The sequence below is a fragment of the Seonamhaeicola sediminis genome, from assembly GCF_004358095.2.
Lineage (GTDB): Bacteria > Bacteroidota > Bacteroidia > Flavobacteriales > Flavobacteriaceae > Seonamhaeicola > Seonamhaeicola sediminis.
Genome location: NZ_SMZJ02000001.1, coordinates 207572 through 226163, shown reverse-complemented (window position 1 = coordinate 226163; position 18592 = coordinate 207572). Strand labels below are relative to the sequence as shown.

The window sequence follows — 18592 nt, the reverse complement described above, 5'->3', positions numbered from 1 at the left end:
CTATTTTTTATTTAAATCTTAATTGTTTCTAAATAAGGTGTACTTTTGCACAATGTTTCCAAAAGGAACAAAAATCAAGGAAGTATATGAGTAATATTGTTGCTATAGTAGGGAGACCCAATGTTGGAAAATCAACGTTTTTCAATCGTCTTATTCAAAGACGTGAAGCTATTGTAGACGCTGTTAGTGGCGTTACAAGAGACCGTCACTATGGTAAAAGCGATTGGAACGGGAGGGAGTTTTCTCTTATTGATACGGGTGGTTATGTTGTTGGTAGTGACGATATTTTTGAGGCTGAAATTGATAAACAAGTTGAGTTAGCTATTGATGAAGCAGATGCTATTATCTTTATGGTTGATGTTGAAACTGGTGTAACTGGAATGGATGAGGATGTTGCTAAATTGTTGCGTAAAGTAGATAAGCCAGTTTTTCTCGCAGTAAATAAAGTAGATAATAATAAACGTGCCGAAGATGCCGTTGAATTTTACTCATTAGGTTTAGGAAATTATTATACCATTGCTAGTATCAATGGAGCAGGTACAGGTGAATTATTAGATGCTTTAATAGAGGCACTACCAGAAAAAGAGGAGGTTGTTGAAGAAGACTTACCCCGTTTTGCTGTGGTTGGGCGTCCTAATGCAGGAAAATCATCGTTTATAAATGCGTTGATAGGAAAGGATCGATACATTGTTACCGATATAGCTGGTACAACCAGAGATGCTATTGACACAAAATACAACCGCTTTGGGTTTGAATTCAATTTAGTTGATACGGCAGGAATACGAAGAAAATCTAAAGTAAAAGAAGACCTGGAGTTTTACTCGGTGATGCGCAGTATAAGAGCTATTGAACATGCCGATGTTTGTTTATTGGTTTTAGATGCGAATAGAGGTTTTGACGGACAAGTACAAAACATTTTCTGGCTTGCAGAGCGTAATAGAAAAGGTATTGTAATTCTGGTTAATAAGTGGGATTTAGTAGAGAAAGACCATAAATCGGTTAAAGAATACGAAAAAGCCATTCGTAAGCAAGTAGAACCTTTTACCGACGTGCCTATTGTATTTATTTCAGCATTGACCAAACAACGTATTTATAAAGCTATTGAAACAGCTGTTGAGGTATATCAAAATCGTTCTAAGCGTATAAAAACAAGCGAACTAAACGATGTGTTTTTACCTCTTATAGAAAATTATCCACCACCTGCATATAAAGGTAAGTTTGTTAAGATAAAATACGTTATGCAGTTGCCTACACCACAACCACAGTTTGCTTTTTTCTGTAACTTACCACAATACGTAAAAGACCCTTATAAACGCTTTTTAGAAAATAAACTCCGCGATAATTTTGGGTTTACTGGAGTACCCATTAGTGTATATATGCGAAAGAAGTAGTTTTGTCCGAAGCTCCTAGTTTAAGGGAAACATTCTAGTTTTATTTATTGTTAACGATTACCTTATAAAAAGAAAGGTTGTTACAAGTTATTCCAGATAGCCATAAAAATTGGCAATTTATTAAGAAAAAACATACTTTAAAAAGTTTACTTTCGTTACATTAGCATACAATATCAATTAATAACTTCTTTTTAAGTATTTTGAAAATACTCACCTTTACCATTTTGTTTTCGGTCTCATTATCATTTGGTCAAAAGCCAGAACCTGTTACGTGGGCAACCTCCATAGAAAAAGTGACAGAGAATGACTACAATATCGTCTTTACATCAACCATAGCCAAGAATTGGCATTTGTATTCTCAATATTTAGAGGAAGGCGGACCGTTACCAACAGTTTTCACATTTGAGCCAAATAGTAATTATCAATGTATTGGTAAACCATCAGAACAAGAACCTATAGAAATATTTGAGGAGGTTTTTGAAATGAACGTGAAATACTTTGAAAAGAAAACGGTGTTTAAACAACGTATTAAAATGAAGCACAACACACCATTTAAAGTAAAAGGTGAAATCACTTATATGTCCTGCAACAACCATCAGTGTTTACCATGGCAATTTAACTTTGAAATAGAAATTCCATAAACAAACATCAATCAATTAAAAAACGAACACTCATGAAAAACATTATTTCCATGCTTTTCTTCGGATTAGTCACGCTGTATTCCTTTGCACAAAAAACTATAGAAAATCCTGAATATGGATACTCAACTTATCCAGGAGAAATTCTAAAAATTGAAATTCACGATACCACAACGGTAATGCATTTTAAAATTAAAAAATTGCCTTGGGGTTATTTCCACTTGCATAAAGAGTCTCATATTATTTCAGGTAAAGACAATGATAAACAATTTGTTACTAAACTTACTGGAGCATATTTTGGAAGAAATGATTTTCCTGAATCTGGTGAAGTAACATATCAATTATATTTTCCGCCACTTGATAAAGCAGTTACCACTTTTGATTTTGGCGTTGATAAAGAACGAGGTTGGCAAGTCTATAATATTGTTTTGCAAGAAGATGAAAACATAGCCCTTTTACCTAAATCGTTAAGAGGTAACTGGCTTTTAGCCGATGGTAGTAACCGCTGGGACTATGGCTTCAATACCAAAAATGCTATTGTTGAAGGGCAGGTTTGGGATTATAAAACCGTAGAGCAAAATGGAAAAAAATACACGATTACCCTAGAACATTATGGTAAACTAAAAACCATTTATGCCAAACAAGGTAAGAATGGGTTGGTTGCTTTTGGTGCTTCTCCTAAAACATTAAAAGATTATGGTTTAAAACGCGTATACAAACCAAAATTTAAATTGGAAAATGATGTGCCTTTTGAAACTGTAGCCTTTGCAATAGATTCTGCTACTTATTCTGGATATATTAAAGGATTTTCAGAAAGAATGAAACAAAAAACGGGAATGTTGTATGTTAATAATCCTTTTTTAGGAGGTCAGGAATCTTATTTGGTTAAAATAAATGACGATGGAAATTTTAAGGTGAAATTACCCCTAACACATCCTCAAACGGTTTATTTAAGAATGCCTAATGACCGATACGATGTGTTTTTGGAGCCTAAAAAGGAAGTGTTTCATTACATAAGTAATAAAGACTCGTTTTTTATGGGAGATAATGCCCTGGTGAATACAGACCTACAAGATTTAAAAGATATTAAGCTGATGTTAAGTAGGGAGGTTTACAAAAAAATAGGTGAAATGTCTCCTAACAATTACACAAAATTGTGTCTTGAACTTAAGGAAGAAGTACTGAATAAACTTAGCACTTACCAAAAGGATCACTTGGTAAGTAAAAAAGCATTACAAATAAAAAAAGCAGAAATAGAATTGGAGTACTACAACATGCTTTTGGGTTATAATATGAATCGTCGTTCTGTAGCTTATCAGAATGAAAAAGCTAAAAGTGACAAAGAAAAACTCCCTTACAAGGAGTTTGAGGTGAGTGAAAGTTATTATGATTTTCTGCCTAAAGATGTTTTAAATAATAAGCTGTTAACCCTGTCTAATAGTTATTACTTTTTTACCAATAGGTTAATGTACGCCGATATTTTTAAAGAGAATAGACTACCAAAATTAGGTAAAGTAGAACTAACAAAATTATTACAAAAGAAAGGTGTGGAATTTACTACCGATGAACTTAATATGGTGGAATTTAGTAAGCAAGTTGAAACTCCTGAAATGCTTGCTAAAGAAGATAAATTCAATAAAGATTATGGAGATTTAGAACAAGAATTTTACAGAAAGTATAGAACATATTTCAAAGATGCTGGAGAGTTTATTAAAGCACAGAACCAACCTAAACATCATTTTATACTCAATTTAGTAGACTATTTTGAAACTAAAAACATTAAAATTTCAGACGAGGAAGTTAAATTGGTAGAGGCACTAAACGTTTTAAGGACACCTGCAGAAATTGAAGATGAGCGTTTATTTAATAAAGAGTTTGCAAATGCTATCAAAACGTTTTATGATAAATACAAAGATTATAGTTCTGAGATTTTCAGAGAGCGATTAAATGCTGAAAGAGATAAAAAAGTACAGGCATTTTTTGGAACCGAATATTCCTTTTTACAAGACGTAATGAAAACACAAACGTTTAGTAAAAAGTTTGAAGATTATGAAGTGTATGGTGAAGAAGATTTAAAAACGTTGCAGGCGTCATTAAGTACGCCATTTCTAAATGAGTATTTAGCATTTTGTAATACCCAAACCAAGGAAAAAATAAAACGAAACAAAACCAAAGGAGGCTATACTGTTCACAATGTTGAGAAAAAAGAAGGTGATGAGCTGTTTGCTTCTATGCTAAAAAAGTTTGAAGGTAAAGTAGTGTATGTAGACTTTTGGGCTACTTGGTGCGGACCATGTAAGTCTGGGATTAAAAGAATTGCACCACTAAAAGCAGAAATGGCCAATGACGATGTGGTGTTTTTATATATAACTAACCAAACCTCACCAGAAGGTACATGGAAGAATGCTATTGTTGATATTAAAGGTGAGCATTATAGAGTTTCTGCTGATGAATGGAACTATTTGTCTGAAAAGTTTAAGATTTCTGGAATTCCACATTATACCTTAGTGAATAAAGAAGGAGAGATTGTAAAACCAAAAATGCCCCATATGGATAATACCAGTTTAAAAAGGATTTTAAAAGATGAATTGTCTAAATAAAAATGCCAGTAATAAAGTTTAAAACAAAAAGAGAGAAGTGTTTTTAACTTCTCTCTTTGTTAGTTGTTTTATTAAAAAGTGTTTACCAACTTCCACCTGCACCACCGCCAGAAAAACCACCACCGCCAAAGCCGCCTCCAAAACCGCCTCCTGACGACCAACCACCACCAGAACTTCCCCAACCACCACGGCTACCAGAAGAACGTCCCATGTTACTCAAAATAATCATATCCCAGATATCTAAGCCGCCTGACTTGCCTCCTCGATTTCCACCTTTACCACCACCTCGCTTGTTCTTTGAAATGGAGATGAGAATAACAACAAAAATGAAAATAAAGACTAAAAGAAAACCAACAGGAAAGTCGTTCTTTTTAGATTTCCTTGTGCTCTTATATTCTCCGTTTAAAACTTCAAAAATCGCATCGGCCCCTTTGTTAAGGCCACTAAAGTAGTCTCCTTTTTTAAATTCGGGAATGATAATATTTCTAATGAGTTCTCCAGTAATACCTGCAGTTAATTTATGCTCTACTCCATAACCAGGAGCAATCCAAATTTTCCTGTCGTTTCTAGCTAGTAGTATAAAAACACCATTATCTTCTTTGGCTTGACCAACACCCCATTTATGTGCCCATCTTGGAGCTAATAGGCCTATGTTTTCACCCTTGGTTGTATTTATTATGGCAACTACTATTTGGGTAGATGTCGTGTCTGCATACCTTTTAAGTTTTACTGTTAAATAAGTAGAATCTTTTTTTGATAAAAGTTTTGGTTTAGTATAGTCGTAAACAAATGTTTGCTTTTTGTCTGAAGGCTTATCAGGAATGTTAAACTGAGCAAAAGAAATATTAAAAGAAAAAAGAGTAAGGCAAAGTATTGAAGCAAAAGAAATAATTTTCATTTTGAAATACTGTTTATTGAACTTTGGAAACTGCATAATACTTGCTGAATAATGCATAGTAATTTTAGCCTTTGGAGATATCGTTAGAGAGTTCGTTAGTGTCAAAATCGGTATAAGGGAAATGTTTTTTCAATTGTTCTCCAGACATTAAAATACCTTCAACTAACCCCTGTTTAAATTTACCTAGCTTAAAATGAGATTGTATAATGTTTTTTGTGCTATCCCAGAAATCTTTTGCAACAACATCATTTATGCCTTTGTCTCCATATATCACAAAATTTCTATCCTCAACGGCCACATAAATCAATACCCCATTTTGGGCTTTGGTGTTCTCCATTTTCAACATATAAAAAACTTCTAAGGCTCTATTGGTAGCATCGCCATTAGAGGTTTTTTCAATATGAACACGAATTTCTCCCGAAGTATTTAATTCTGCCTTACGAATAGCCTCAACAATATCTTGTTCTTCTTCAGAGGTTAAGAAATCTTCAATTTTTGACATTCTTAAAGTTTATTTAAACTCCATTTCATCTACTTCAACAGGTTTTTCCGCACCTACTTCCGCATTAAAGTTTGGTTTTTCATCAAAACCTAAAATGCCAGCAATTAGATTACCAGGAAACTGTCTAACATGGATGTTATAGGGTTTAATAGCTTTATTAAAACGAGTTCTAGCCGTTTGGATGGTGTTTTCAGTACTAGTTAATTCATCCTGTAGTTTTAAGAAATTTTGATTTGTCTTTAATTCAGGATACCTTTCAACAGTCACTAACAAACTTTTAAGAGCGCCACTTAAACCTCCTTGAACTTGATTGTATTGTGCTAATTGTTCTGGAGTAATATTGGAAGGGTCAATGGAAATTGATGAGGCTTTAGCACGAGCATTTATAACGCCTTCAAGAGTGCTTTTTTCAAAATTAGCAGCACTTTTTACGGTATTAACTAAATTGCCAATTAGGTCATTTCTTCGTTGATATGATGTTTGAACATTTCCCCAAGCTTCTTTAACAGATTCGTCTAATCTTACGGCAGTATTATTAAACCCTTTTCCCCAAGAGAATAAACCAAATACTATAACAGCAGCTATAATCCATGGTAAAAATTTTTTCATGATATAATAATTTAATAGAGTTTTTTTATGGTTAATTGTTTGACACCTTGTTTTGTAAAAAGTTACACCAACTAACAGATCTTTTTTTTAAAGATGCTCTTTGATTTTAATCAATTGGTCTTTAATGTCCTCTAGTTTACTAATAATTTCAAAGTTGCTTAAGGCTTCCTTTTTATCTTCCTTTAAATGAATTTTAGCACCTTCTAAAGTAAAGCCGCGTTCTTTAACTAAGTGGAAAATAAATTTAAGATTTTTTATGTCCTCTGGTGTAAACTTTCGGTTACCCTTAGCATTTTTTTTAGGCTTTAATACATCAAACTCTTTTTCCCAAAACCGAATTAATGATGTGTTTACACCAAAAGCCTTAGCAACTTCTCCAATACTGTAATAACGTCTTTCGGGTAAATCTATATGCATTAGTCAAGAGATTGGTTTTCTAAAGAAGCGTGTTCTAACATTTTACTAAATTCTTCGGCTGTTAAGCTTCCATAGTAAAAGTTAACAGGGTTGATGCGTTTACCATCTTTAAAGATTTCATAGTGAAGATGTGGAGCCTCAGAACGTCCAGTGCTACCAACAAAACCTATAAGGTCACCACGCTTTACTTTTTGGTTTTTACGTACGTTATATTTAAATAAATGCGCGTACAAACTGGTATAGCCAAAGCCATGATCTATGCGAATGTGCTTACCGTAACCACTAGCTCTTGAGTCTGCTCTAACAACTTTACCGTCTCCGCTGGCATAAACAGGTGTGCCTCTGGGTGCGGTAAAATCCATTCCCCAATGCATTTTTCTAGCTTTGGTAAAGGGGTCTGTACGCATACCGTAACCAGAAGCCATTCTGGTTAAATCTTCATTACTAACGGGTTGAATAGCAGGTATAGCAGCCAATAGTTTTTCTTTTTCTTCTGCTAAAGCTGCAATTTCATCTAAAGACTTAGATTGAACAACTATTTGTTTTTGTAGAATATCAATACGTTTATTGCTTTCAATAATGAGTTTAGAGTTATCGTAGCCTTCTAAGTCTTTGTAACGGTTAATACCACCAAAACCTGCTTTTCGTTGTGCTTCTGGAATAGGGTTAGCTTCAAAATAAACCCTGTATATATTATTGTCTCTATCGGCTACATTAGCCAATACAGCCTCAGCCTCATCCATTTTTTTGTTGAGAATTTCGTATTGAAATTTCATATTCTGCAACTCACGCTTTAAAGCTTTTTCTTTGGGAGATTCTATATATTGACCAATAATAAAGTTTGCAAAAAAGCCAAACAATGCTGCCGCCATTAGAAATACCATAACATACTTGAAGGTACGCCTTTTTTTACGCTCAACTTTGCGGTACGAAAGCGATTCTGGATCGTAGTAATATTTTACCTTACTCATTACGTTATTTATGCTATTTTTGCATCGATAAAATTCAAGCCTTAAACTTGTAATTAATTGCTAAACGATTAAACCTACCAATTATTTTGATGTTTGTTTATAGTTCTTTAAGATACTGTTTCACAAACATCTTCAACAAAAAATAAATTTTGGTGAGTAAAGATAAAAATTGTTTTACAATTAATGTAATGAAACAAAAAAGAGAATATCCTTAAAATAAATGAAGTCACAAGAAATTCGATCTAAATTTTTAAGTTTTTTTGAAAATAAGAAACACGCCATAGTGCCTTCCGCACCCATGGTTTTAAAAGATGACCCAACGTTAATGTTTGTAAATGCAGGTATGGTACCTTTTAAAGAATTCTTTTTAGGTAATGCAGAACCTAAAAACCAGCGGGTAACAGATACTCAAAAGTGCTTGCGTGTTTCAGGAAAGCACAACGATTTAGAAGAAGTAGGTTATGATACCTACCACCACACGTTGTTTGAGATGTTGGGAAACTGGAGTTTTGGCGATTATTTTAAGGAAGAAGCCATAGCTTGGGCATGGGAATTACTCACTGAGGTTTATGGTATTGATAAAGATATTCTATACGTAACGGTTTTTGAAGGCGATGATGAAGACGGACTACCAATGGATTCTGAAGCTTACGATTTTTGGAAAAAGCACATATCAGAAGACCGTATTTTAAAAGGAAACAAAAAGGATAACTTTTGGGAAATGGGAGACCAAGGTCCTTGTGGTCCTTGTAGTGAAATTCATGTGGATATTCGTTCTGCAGAGGAAAAAGCTAAAATTGATGGTAAGGATTTAGTAAATATGGATCATCCGCAAGTGGTTGAAATATGGAATTTGGTATTCATCCAATTTAACAGAAAAGCTAATGGTTCCTTAGAGTCACTTCCAAATAAGCATATAGATACTGGAATGGGCTTTGAACGTTTGTGTATGGTTTTACAAGGTGTTCAAAGTAATTATGATACCGATGTGTTTACGCCAATCATCCGGGAGGTAGAAACCATCACCAACAAAGATTATGGTAAGGATGAAAAAGTTGATATAGCTATACGTGTGATATCAGACCACGTACGCGCTGTAGCCTTTTCAATTGCAGATGGGCAATTACCTAGTAACAGTGGTGCTGGTTATGTGATTAGAAGAATTTTACGTAGAGCTGTTCGTTATGGATTTACGTTTTTAGATAAAAAAGAACCTTTTATTTACAGGTTAGTTGATGTGTTGAGTGAAAAAATGGGTAAAGCATTCCCAGAGTTAAAATCACAAAAACAACTTATTGAGAATGTTATTAAAGAAGAAGAACAATCATTTTTGAGAACTTTGGAGCAAGGATTGATTTTACTTAATAGGATTGTTGAAGAAACTAAGGATGATATTGTCTCGGGTGAAAAAGCTTTTGAGCTTTATGATACCTATGGCTTTCCAATTGATTTAACGTCACTTATTTTAAGTGAAAAAGGTTATACTTTAGATGAGAATGGTTTTAAAAAAGAACTACAGAAGCAAAAAGACCGCTCTCGAGCCGCCAGTGAAATGTCTACAGATGATTGGACCATTTTAATTGATGATTCAGATCAAGAATTTATTGGTTATGATACACTGGAAGCCAATGTGAAAATAACCAGGTACAGAAAAGTAACTTCAAAAAAAGAAGGCGATATGTATCAGTTGGTTTTTAATTTAACACCGTTTTATGCTGAGGGTGGTGGGCAAGTTGGTGATAAGGGCTATTTAGAAGATGCTCATGGCGATGTGGTTTATATTTTAGATACCAAAAAAGAAAACAACGTCATTATTCACTTTACCAAAAATTTACCAGAGGACATCAACAAAACTTTTAAAGCGGTTGTTGATGCTAAACAGCGACACAGAACAGAGTGTAATCACACCGCAACGCATTTATTACACCAGGCATTACGTGAAGTTTTAGGAACCCATGTGGAACAAAAAGGGAGTGCGGTACACTCAAAGTACTTGCGTTTTGATTTTTCTCATTTCGCTAAGTTAACTGTGGAGGAATTACGTGACGTTGAAAACTTTGTTAATGCCCGAATAGATGGTAAACTACCTTTAGAAGAAAAACGAAACATTCCTATGGAAGAAGCCATAGCTGAAGGTGCCATGGCTCTTTTTGGAGAAAAATATGGGGACACAGTAAGAGCGGTTCGTTTTGGTCAATCTGTAGAGCTTTGTGGTGGTACTCACGTGAAGAATACAGCAGATATCTGGCATTTTAAAATTGTTTCAGAAGGTGCAGTAGCTGCAGGTATTCGTCGTATTGAGGCTATTACAAATGATGCTGTTAAAGATTTTTACCATGAAAATAACCAAGCGTTTTTTGAAATGAAAGATTTGCTCAATAACCCTAAAGAACCGATAAAGGCACTCCAGAATTTACAAGAAGAGAATACAAGTTTAAGAAAGCAAATTGAATCACTTTTAAAAGATAAGGCTAAAAACATAAAAAGGGAATTGAAAAATGAATTGACCAATGTAAATGGTATTCAGTTTTTAGCAAAAAAGGTTGATTTAGATGCTGCGGGTATTAAAGATGTTGCTTTTGAATTAGGGAATCAGTTTAATAATTTATTTCTGTTACTTGGTACTGAACAAAACGGTAAAGCTTTGTTATCCTGCTATATATCAAAAGATTTGGTAACAAATAAACAGTTTAATGCAGTACAAGTAGTTAGAGAACTTGGGAAATATATCCAAGGTGGCGGTGGTGGTCAGCCATTTTTTGCAACGGCAGGTGGTAAAAACCCAGCAGGGATTGAGGCGGCTTTAATTGCAGCTCAAGAATTTGTGAAATAAGGATTATTTAATTCCTAGCATTTTATTGAAGGTTCTTACCTCACAAAGGTAAAACTTAACAAGTTTACTTTTTAGAGCTGTCCATTTTTTGCTACTTTTCATGATATATTGATTTGTTATGTTAGACTAACAAACATTTAAAATGTTACAATAGGATTTGTTTTAGTGAATCTTCAAACCAAAATACCATTATCAAAACAGTCTACAAATCTAATAGACTATAATTCTAATATACTTTTATTAGGTTCTTGTTTTGTTGAAAATATCGGAGCTAAATTGCAATATTTTAAATTTCAATCTGTAGTAAATCCATTTGGTATTTTATTTCACCCAAAGGCTATTGAAGCTTTGGTTGAAAATACTTTACAAAACAAATTTTATTCTGAAGAATACCTCTTTTTCAATAACGAACAATGGCATTGTTTTGATGTACATTCAAAGTTAAGTAATACTTCAAAAGAAAGATTATTAAGTGATTTAAATAAGCAAATAAGCTTAACAAATAAACAAATACACGAATCAACACACCTCATAATTACTTTAGGAACTGCGTGGGTATACAGGTACATAAAAACTAATAAAATTGTTGCCAATTGCCATAAATTGACTCAGAAAGCATTTGATAAAGAGTTACTTTCTGTTGATGAAATTATAGGTTCATTACGGAGTATTGTTGATTCTATTAGGGATATAAATACGAGTGCTTCCATTATTTTTACGGTATCTCCAGTGCGACATTTAAAAGATGGTTTTATTGAAAATACGCTAAGTAAAGCACATTTAGTTTCGGCTATTCATGAGTTTTTAAATCAAAAATCATTGTCTGGAAACGATAACTTAAGTTATTTTCCTTCGTATGAAATTATGATGGATGAGCTAAGAGATTATCGTTTTTACAAGGAGGATATGATACATCCAAACCAAACAGCAGTAGACTATGTTTGGGAAAAGTTTGTTACTGTTTGGATAGCCTCACATACAAAAAAAACAATGGGTGAGGTTGATGCAGTTCAAAAAGGAATGTTGCATAAACCATTTAATCCCGATTCCGAAGCGCACAAAAAGTTTCTTAAAAATTTATCAAAAAAGAAACAACAACTTCAAAAGCAATTTACCCACATAAGTTTTTAAAACACTACTTTTTGAGTATGTTTATAACTTAAAAATCAAGTTGTTATTTTAAATTTTAACGTATTCAATAATTTTTAAACCCAACAGATATTATTCATTTTCATGGACTAATATTATAGCACTACTACTCTTTTTAGAATAGACAATTCACTCTGTTTTTAATCAAAATACGCAATTTGTCGTATTGATTCTAATCTTCTTTAGTTGCAATTTTGAAAAGCTATTAATAATAAACAAGATTCAACAATGAGAAATTTTAAAAAAATTGTGATGCTAGTAATGATAATGTTATTGGCGCACACAGGATGGACTCAAAAAACCACACCAGATTATCAATATGCCTTTGACGGACAGGTTAAATGGCTAATGTTACATGAGTCTGGAACTTTACTAGCATCTACAGGCGAAGCCTTAGCAGGAATTCGTCCCAACAGTAGTGAGGTGTCATTTAAACTAGAACGTCTAAAACGTGTTAAGGAAGAGCACCTTGAATTTGTACCTAATACCCCTTATGTTATAATTAAACCGCGCGGTATTTTTATGCATACTGTTGTGGTTGATGTAGTTAAGGGGAAAATTGTTTTCGATTCTAAAGCTGAAAATTGGCAAAACGGTGTAACAAGCAGACATTTTTTGTATCCCGAAATGATGATTGTAGTTAACGGGATGCATAAGGAGGAAGGACTCGGTAACTATACTGCTGGTGTAGGTATGTACGATTTAAAAACGGGTAAGCTAGTTAAAATATTTGAACGCAAAGGAACAAACCCAATGACGGGTGAACCTGATATTTTAGGAGATAATATTATCATTCCTGGATTAAAAAATGTGGAGTGTTACTCTATAAGTTCTGGTACCGTAAAATGGACAGCAGATGTTAAAAACGCTACAAACATTGTTACAAATGAAGCTTCTAAAGAAGTATACGCGTTCCGCTCAAAAGGAGATAATACGGTAGTTTATAAAATTAATGCAGATAATGGAACCTCGTTATGGCAAGAAGGTAATAAAATTAAAGGTGTTATTTCAACCATAGAATTTACAAAAAAAGGGTTAGCCATAGTAACTAATATTTTGAGTGGAGGAAGTAAGTTAGCCAGTAAATTAAAAGGTTCAGGAACTTCAAAGGTTTACTTACTAGACTTAAATTCTGGAGCTGATTTATGGGATAAATCACCTAAAACAAAAGGTATAATTAACCATTTTTATATAGAAGATGATGGTATCATTTTCGGAGTATCAGATGGAGGTATCAATAAAATTGCATTTGATGGAACTCCACGATGGAAAAAGCCTCTGAAAACAGGACCTGGCATTCAAATAATGGCAACGGTTCCTACGGGGTTATTATATATCTCTGAAACAGATGCCGACATTATTGATATGGCAACAGGAGAATCGGTATTTGGTAAAGCCATCAAATATAAGCGTTCAGCATCAGTAGTATCAACCTATGATTCTAAGATGGATCGTTTTTTAATTTCCTGTAAAGATGGCGTTTATGAAGTAGACGGAAATAATGGAGAGTATAACTTAATTGCTAATGACATTACTTTTGGAGGTAAGGAAGACCCAACAGGAATAGAAGTTAGGGCAGGTGGTATTTTATTGACCTCAGATCAAAACTTAGAAATGTTAGATTTTCAAGGCGGCGCAAATTGGGATGTATACCATCGCGCACCAGGTAAAAGTGCTTTTGGAGCTATTTTAATGGGGGCTTTAACAGCTACCTCTATGGCAATGGGTTCTGCACATGCTGCTAGGGCTGGCTATATGAAAGGGGCAGGGGTTCCTGCGTATCATTCAGCGGTACAAAGAGAAGAAGATGCCGCTGATGCTTATGCAGCTATTGCTGATGCTGCTTTCCAAGAAATGATGAAACGTTTTAAGGCTACAAAGGCTACAGCAAACGCTTCATTTATTTTAACTAAAGTTGATGGAGGTGTTGCATTGGTTAAAGTTGATAAAGATTCTGGTGAAACCATAAATGAAATTGTAATTGAAGATAAAGACCCCATGTATGAGGTTGATGATATTGAAGGCTTTCTATACTTTAAAGATAAAGGCAATAATATAAGTGCTTACAATTTAAATAAGTAGATCTTGTTGTTGAGATTTGTTTGATTAGGCGTGGTAATTATTTTATTGCGCTTAATCTTTTTTAAAGGTATTTCGTCGAATAATTATAATAACAATTATATTTAATTGTAAATTATGTGTGCTATTAATCAGTTCATATAGGAAACACCAATTTACAAAATTAAGTTTTTGTGGTTGGTGTTTTTTTATGGCTACATAGACCTTAGTAAAACACAAGTATAAGAAATAATGGATTTTAACATCTTTTTAGAAACTTCTATATCTATAGCTATTGCAGCTTGTATAAGCTGTATGATAAAAATTTGTACAGTTACTTTAAATATGAAGTCTAAGTTAGATTCAGATTATTTTATTTTGAAAAATAAGTTAATATTGGCAAAAAAAGAAAATAGTATTTTAGTTAATAAAGTTGTTTTGTGTAATGAAATCAATTCAAAACTACTTCAAAGTTTTTTTGAAGTTGTTAAACAACTTCTTTCGCTTCAAAAGTTTATATTTGAGAAAGGTCAATGATTTTTTATGAAAAAAAAGTTACTCTCATTCGCTTTTTTATTCCTTACTTCGTTTTGTTTCTCTCAGGATCATTCTAAGATAATCGACAGTTTAAAAACGGTCATATTTAAAAAACCTTCAGATTCTATTAAAATAAAGGCTTACGGAGATTTATGTTGGTATTATAGAACTGAGTCTATAGATTCTGCTTTTAAATATGGTAATTTAGCTTTAAAACTTTCTAAAGAAACCAGTAACCAAGTTGGAGAAGCGCAGGCATATAATGATATTGGTATTCTACATTATAATCTAGCAGATTATAAAAAGGCGTTAAAGTATTATGATGCTTCTTTAAAAATTAGAAGTGTACTGAAAGATACCATGGGCATTGCAGCCCTCTACAGTAAAATAGGTCTTATACATCAGAACACCTTTAAATTAGATTCGGCTATTTTCTATGCTACAAAGGCTCTCAAGATTTATGAGGAAAAAAATCACACACGCTATATTGCCTACATTAAAAGCAATATTGCCAATATTTACAGAGGTTTAAAACAATACCAAAAGGCACTTGAAACACATCTTGAGATTGCAGATGTTAACAAAAGTATAAATGATAATTTAGGGCTTACAAGAACCTACAATAATATTGCTAATGCCTATTTGTTTTTAAAGGACACAGTTCAAAGTGAAGCCTATTATTTAAAAAGTATAGACCTAGCTTTAAAGTATAATTACAAAAAAGAATTAGCAGGACTTTATAATAACTACGGTGGTATTTTACATGATATGAAAAAATATCTAGAAGCCATTGACTATAATACAAAATCATTAAAATTAAGAGAAGAGCTAAAAGATAGTTATGGTATTACAAGTACATCTTTACATTTAGCAGGTTTGTATTTAGATTTAGGAGACTTTAATAAAGCTAGAAACTACTTGTATGAAGGTTTGAATTTGTCTAAAAGTTTTAATATTAATGAACTAAAAATGGATGCCTATGATAAGTTGGCTTCGTATTATGCCTTTAAAAGGATACCAGATAGTGTGTTGTACTATAGGCAATTATTTAAATCAATAAATGATACTATTTATAATAGTAGAATAACCAAAGAAATTGCTGAAGTTCAGGAGAAATATAATTCAGCAGAGCGGGAAAAAGAAATACAGACGCAACGTGCAGAAATAGCTGAAAAAGAACTTAAATTAAACAGGAAAAACACGCAAATAATTGGATTAGTTACTCTTGCCTTACTGTTGTTTCTTTTGGGCTATTTGCTCTACAACCAGCAAAAATTAAGAAACAAGCAATTACAAAAAGAGAGCGAGCTTAGACAAGCTTTAGTAGAAATTGAAACCCACAATAAACTTCAAGAACAACGCCTGAGGATTTCAAGAGATTTGCATGACAATATTGGTGCTCAACTTACTTTTATTATTTCTTCCATAGAAAATTTACAATACGGTTTTAAAATTACCAACAATAAATTAAAAGGAAAGTTAACAGATATAAGTGCCTTTACTAAAGAAACTATTAACGAGTTGCGAGATACTATTTGGGCAATGAATAAAAATGAAATTACACTTGAAGATTTACAGGCCAGAATTTCTAATTTTATTGATAAAGCCAATATATCAGCTTCAAACTCAAATTTTAGGTTTAATATGGATGAAGCGCTTTCAAAAGAGTTAGTATTTACATCAGTTAGAGGCATGAATATTTATAGAATTATTCAGGAAGCTGTTAATAATGCTATTAAATATGCCGATGCTTCAAATATTGAAATTCATATTAAAAAGAAATATGAAGCAGTGGTGTTTACAATAAGCGATAACGGAATAGGCTTTGATATAAATGAAATTGAAGCAGGTAATGGACTAAGCAATATGAAAAAACGTGCTAACGATATGGATGCTACTATTATTTATAAAAGTCAAATTAGAAAGGGAACTAAGATTATTTTAAGTGTATGATTATTAAAGTTGCTATAGTAGATGATAATAGCTTTTTAATTAAAGCAGTTACTGAAAAACTATCGTTTTTTGATGATATCAAGGTAAGTTTTACCTCCAGTAATGGGGATGATTTAATGATAAAACTAAATGAAAATCATAAACCAGAATTGATTTTAATGGATATTGAAATGCCTATAGTAAATGGCATTGAAGCCACTGAAAAGGTAAAGCAAAAGTACCCTCATATTAAAATAATCATGCTTACAGTTTTTGATGATGATGAAAACATATTTAATGCTATCAAAGCTGGAGCTGATGGTTATTTACTTAAAGAAGTCAATCCAAAGGAATTGTACGAAGGCATAAAAGATACTTTAAATGGCGCTGCTGCCATGAATCCTTCCATTGCAATGAAAACCCTTAAGTTGTTAAGAAACCCCGTTGTTTTTAATAACAGTGAAGAAAATGAAGAAATAACGTTAACCAACAGAGAAGTTGAGGTGCTAGAACAACTTAGTAAAGGTTTGAGTTATAGTGCTATTGCCGACAACTTGATTCTATCAACAGGAACTATTAGGAAACATATTGAAAATATTTACAGAAAACTTCAAGTACACAACAAGTTAGAGGCTGTACAAAAGGCTAGAAAGAATAACTTAATTTAATCATTGTTTAACATTTAGGTAAATTAAACATACAATTTCAGTTATATATTTGTATTGTTAATTAACAAGCTATAATCACATTGGTTAGACTTCTTATGTCGAAGGAAACTAATGTTTTTTTGTTTTATATACTTTCCATTGTTTGTTTTTGAGAAACTTTTTAAAATCTAAAAAGATTACACTAAAAGTTTCTGGATAAACGTTGCCAATCGCCACCATTCATCACCTCAATACCATGTGGCTTTAAAATACTACAGGCACTACCAGAGCGCATACCACTGGCACAACAAGTAATTACAGGCTTATTTAATTTTCTAAGCTCATCAATTTTAGAATTCAGCATCTGTAACGGTATGTTTTTTGAACCTTTTATTGCGCCTTGTTGATACTCTTGAGGTGTCCTCACATCTACAATAATAGCACCTCTGTTTTTAAAATCTTCAATCATGTTTTTTTTGTTTCCAAATAGTATACTCAATAATCCCATCTTGTTTTTGTACAAATGTCTGTATTATTAAAAATATGGTATGTAACAAGTGTTACTAAATCATTTCATATATTTTTTGTGTATCTTCAACCCCAGCAAAAGTGACTATGGAATCTTACGTTAAACTCACAATTAATGCCCAGGTTGGATACATTGAGTTTTTCCACCCTAATAAAAATGCCATGCCCAGCGATGTTTTACAAAAGCTGGAGCAAACTATTTTAGAAGCAAGCAAGAATGAAGCTGTTAATGTTATTGTTCTTAAAAGTTCAGGAAACAGAACTTTTTGTGCTGGTGCTAGCTTAAATGAGTTAATAGCTATTGAAGATGCAGAAACAGGAAAACAGTTTTTCTCGGGTTTTGCTAGCGTAATTAATGCCATGCGTAAATGCTCAAAACTTATTGTGGGTAGGGTGCAAGGAAAAGCTGTTGGAGGAGGTGTTGGTTTAGCTGCCGCTACAGATTATTGTTTGGCAACGCAGTACGCATCTATAAAACTAAGTGAATTGAGTATTGGTATTGGGCCTTTTGTCATTGAACCTGCTGTTTCTAAGAAAATTGGTAAAACCGCTATGTCTCAAATAACTATTGATGCCGAAAGATTTTATTCTGCAGATTGGGCTAAAGAAAAAGGATTATATACCGAAATTTTCAACACTACCGAAGAACTAGACGAGGCTGTAAATGCTCTAGCAGCCAAATTAGCTACATACAATCCTGAGGCTTTAAAAGAAATGAAAAAAGTTATTTGGGAAGGAACCAGTCATTGGGATGTGCTATTGCAAGAGCGCGCAGCCATTAGTGGTAAATTAGTTTTAAGTAAGTTTACTAAAACTATTTTGGATAAATACAGATAAGTAACATTGTCTATATTAAAAAAAATGCCCTTTAAAACTGAGGAA

At 33.0% G+C, this 18592-nt stretch carries 15 protein-coding genes; 9 read left to right on the top strand and 6 right to left on the bottom strand.

What is annotated here, in order from left to right; translation table 11 throughout:
- The first annotated feature begins 86 nt into the window (after positions 1 to 86).
- The 3 genes from der to E1J38_RS01070 all read left to right on the top strand — a co-directional run bounded on the left by der (position 87) and on the right by E1J38_RS01070 (position 4629).
- Positions 87 to 1391: a ribosome biogenesis GTPase Der gene (der, locus tag E1J38_RS01080; RefSeq protein ID WP_133354742.1), complete on the top strand. Its 1305-nt coding sequence runs from the start codon at positions 87 to 89 to the stop codon at positions 1389 to 1391.
- Positions 1392 to 1591: 200 nt separating this feature from the next.
- Positions 1592 to 2032: a protein-disulfide reductase DsbD domain-containing protein gene (locus tag E1J38_RS01075; protein ID WP_186525793.1), complete on the top strand. Its 441-nt coding sequence runs from the start codon at positions 1592 to 1594 to the stop codon at positions 2030 to 2032.
- Positions 2033 to 2064: 32 nt separating this feature from the next.
- Positions 2065 to 4629 (top strand): TlpA family protein disulfide reductase, encoded by a 2565-nt coding sequence (locus tag E1J38_RS01070; protein ID WP_133354746.1) that lies wholly within the window; start codon positions 2065 to 2067, stop codon positions 4627 to 4629.
- An 82-nt stretch (positions 4630 to 4711) separates the two neighbouring features.
- Here the strand turns inward: E1J38_RS01070 and E1J38_RS01065 are convergent, their stop codons facing one another.
- The 5 genes from E1J38_RS01065 to E1J38_RS01045 form a co-directional block, all read right to left on the bottom strand.
- Positions 4712 to 5527 (bottom strand): TPM domain-containing protein, encoded by an 816-nt coding sequence (locus E1J38_RS01065; RefSeq protein WP_133354748.1) that lies wholly within the window; start codon positions 5525 to 5527, stop codon positions 4712 to 4714.
- Positions 5528 to 5591: 64 nt separating this feature from the next.
- Complete coding sequence (locus tag E1J38_RS01060; protein WP_133354750.1) at positions 5592 to 6029, bottom strand: TPM domain-containing protein; 438 nt, start codon at positions 6027 to 6029, stop codon at positions 5592 to 5594.
- Between the two features lie 9 nt (positions 6030 to 6038).
- The gene (locus tag E1J38_RS01055) at positions 6039 to 6638 is read right to left on the bottom strand and encodes a LemA family protein (RefSeq protein ID WP_133354758.1); all 600 of its coding nucleotides are present in this window, start codon (positions 6636 to 6638) and stop codon (positions 6039 to 6041) included.
- 87 nt (positions 6639 to 6725) lie between these two features.
- Entirely contained in the window at positions 6726 to 7055 is a 330-nt protein-coding gene (locus E1J38_RS01050) for a MerR family transcriptional regulator (RefSeq protein ID WP_133354760.1), read from the bottom strand.
- Positions 7055 to 8026, bottom strand: coding sequence for a M23 family metallopeptidase (locus E1J38_RS01045; protein ID WP_133354762.1), 972 nt, complete (start codon positions 8024 to 8026; stop codon positions 7055 to 7057). Before E1J38_RS01045 ends, E1J38_RS01050 begins: the two co-directional genes overlap by 1 nt.
- A 220-nt stretch (positions 8027 to 8246) precedes the next feature.
- On the opposite strand from E1J38_RS01045, the gene alaS reads away from it, so the two are divergent.
- The 5 genes from alaS to E1J38_RS01020 all read left to right on the top strand — a co-directional run bounded on the left by alaS (position 8247) and on the right by E1J38_RS01020 (position 17203).
- Positions 8247 to 10859, top strand: coding sequence for an alanine--tRNA ligase (gene alaS / locus E1J38_RS01040; RefSeq protein ID WP_133354764.1), 2613 nt, complete (start codon positions 8247 to 8249; stop codon positions 10857 to 10859).
- Between the two features lie 165 nt (positions 10860 to 11024).
- Positions 11025 to 11990 (top strand): GSCFA domain-containing protein, encoded by a 966-nt coding sequence (locus E1J38_RS01035; protein ID WP_133354766.1) that lies wholly within the window; start codon positions 11025 to 11027, stop codon positions 11988 to 11990.
- Between the two features lie 246 nt (positions 11991 to 12236).
- On the top strand, positions 12237 to 14090 hold the full coding sequence (locus E1J38_RS01030) for an outer membrane protein assembly factor BamB family protein (RefSeq protein WP_133354768.1): 1854 nt from the start codon (positions 12237 to 12239) through the stop codon (positions 14088 to 14090).
- 519 nt (positions 14091 to 14609) lie between these two features.
- Positions 14610 to 16556 (top strand): tetratricopeptide repeat-containing sensor histidine kinase, encoded by a 1947-nt coding sequence (locus E1J38_RS01025; protein WP_133354770.1) that lies wholly within the window; start codon positions 14610 to 14612, stop codon positions 16554 to 16556.
- Positions 16553 to 17203 (top strand): response regulator, encoded by a 651-nt coding sequence (locus tag E1J38_RS01020; protein WP_133354772.1) that lies wholly within the window; start codon positions 16553 to 16555, stop codon positions 17201 to 17203. Before E1J38_RS01025 ends, E1J38_RS01020 begins: the two co-directional genes overlap by 4 nt.
- A 181-nt stretch (positions 17204 to 17384) precedes the next feature.
- On the opposite strand, the gene E1J38_RS01015 is transcribed toward E1J38_RS01020, so the two are convergent.
- Complete coding sequence (locus tag E1J38_RS01015; protein ID WP_133354774.1) at positions 17385 to 17690, bottom strand: rhodanese-like domain-containing protein; 306 nt, start codon at positions 17688 to 17690, stop codon at positions 17385 to 17387.
- 107 nt (positions 17691 to 17797) lie between these two features.
- Here E1J38_RS01015 and E1J38_RS01010 point away from each other — a divergent pair, with 107 nt between their 5' ends.
- Positions 17798 to 18547 (top strand): enoyl-CoA hydratase/isomerase family protein, encoded by a 750-nt coding sequence (locus E1J38_RS01010; RefSeq protein WP_133354776.1) that lies wholly within the window; start codon positions 17798 to 17800, stop codon positions 18545 to 18547.
- The last annotated feature ends 45 nt before the right edge of the window (positions 18548 to 18592 follow it).

Excerpts from the sequence above, each read along its gene's own strand:
- der (WP_133354742.1), top strand. The coding sequence starts at position 87 with ATGAGTAATATTGTTGCTATAGTAGGGAGACCCAATGTTGGAAAATCA.
- E1J38_RS01070 (WP_133354746.1), top strand. The coding sequence starts at position 2,065 with ATGAAAAACATTATTTCCATGCTTTTCTTCGGATTAGTCACGCTGTAT.
- E1J38_RS01065 (WP_133354748.1), bottom strand. The coding sequence starts at position 5,527 with ATGAAAATTATTTCTTTTGCTTCAATACTTTGCCTTACTCTTTTTTCT.
- E1J38_RS01060 (WP_133354750.1), bottom strand. The coding sequence starts at position 6,029 with ATGTCAAAAATTGAAGATTTCTTAACCTCTGAAGAAGAACAAGATATT.
- E1J38_RS01055 (WP_133354758.1), bottom strand. The coding sequence starts at position 6,638 with ATGAAAAAATTTTTACCATGGATTATAGCTGCTGTTATAGTATTTGGT.
- E1J38_RS01050 (WP_133354760.1), bottom strand. The coding sequence starts at position 7,055 with ATGCATATAGATTTACCCGAAAGACGTTATTACAGTATTGGAGAAGTT.
- E1J38_RS01045 (WP_133354762.1), bottom strand. The coding sequence starts at position 8,026 with ATGAGTAAGGTAAAATATTACTACGATCCAGAATCGCTTTCGTACCGC.
- alaS (WP_133354764.1), top strand. The coding sequence starts at position 8,247 with ATGAAGTCACAAGAAATTCGATCTAAATTTTTAAGTTTTTTTGAAAAT.
- E1J38_RS01030 (WP_133354768.1), top strand. The coding sequence starts at position 12,237 with ATGAGAAATTTTAAAAAAATTGTGATGCTAGTAATGATAATGTTATTG.
- E1J38_RS01025 (WP_133354770.1), top strand. The coding sequence starts at position 14,610 with ATGAAAAAAAAGTTACTCTCATTCGCTTTTTTATTCCTTACTTCGTTT.
- E1J38_RS01020 (WP_133354772.1), top strand. The coding sequence starts at position 16,553 with ATGATTATTAAAGTTGCTATAGTAGATGATAATAGCTTTTTAATTAAA.
- E1J38_RS01015 (WP_133354774.1), bottom strand. The coding sequence starts at position 17,690 with ATGGGATTATTGAGTATACTATTTGGAAACAAAAAAAACATGATTGAA.
- E1J38_RS01010 (WP_133354776.1), top strand. The coding sequence starts at position 17,798 with ATGGAATCTTACGTTAAACTCACAATTAATGCCCAGGTTGGATACATT.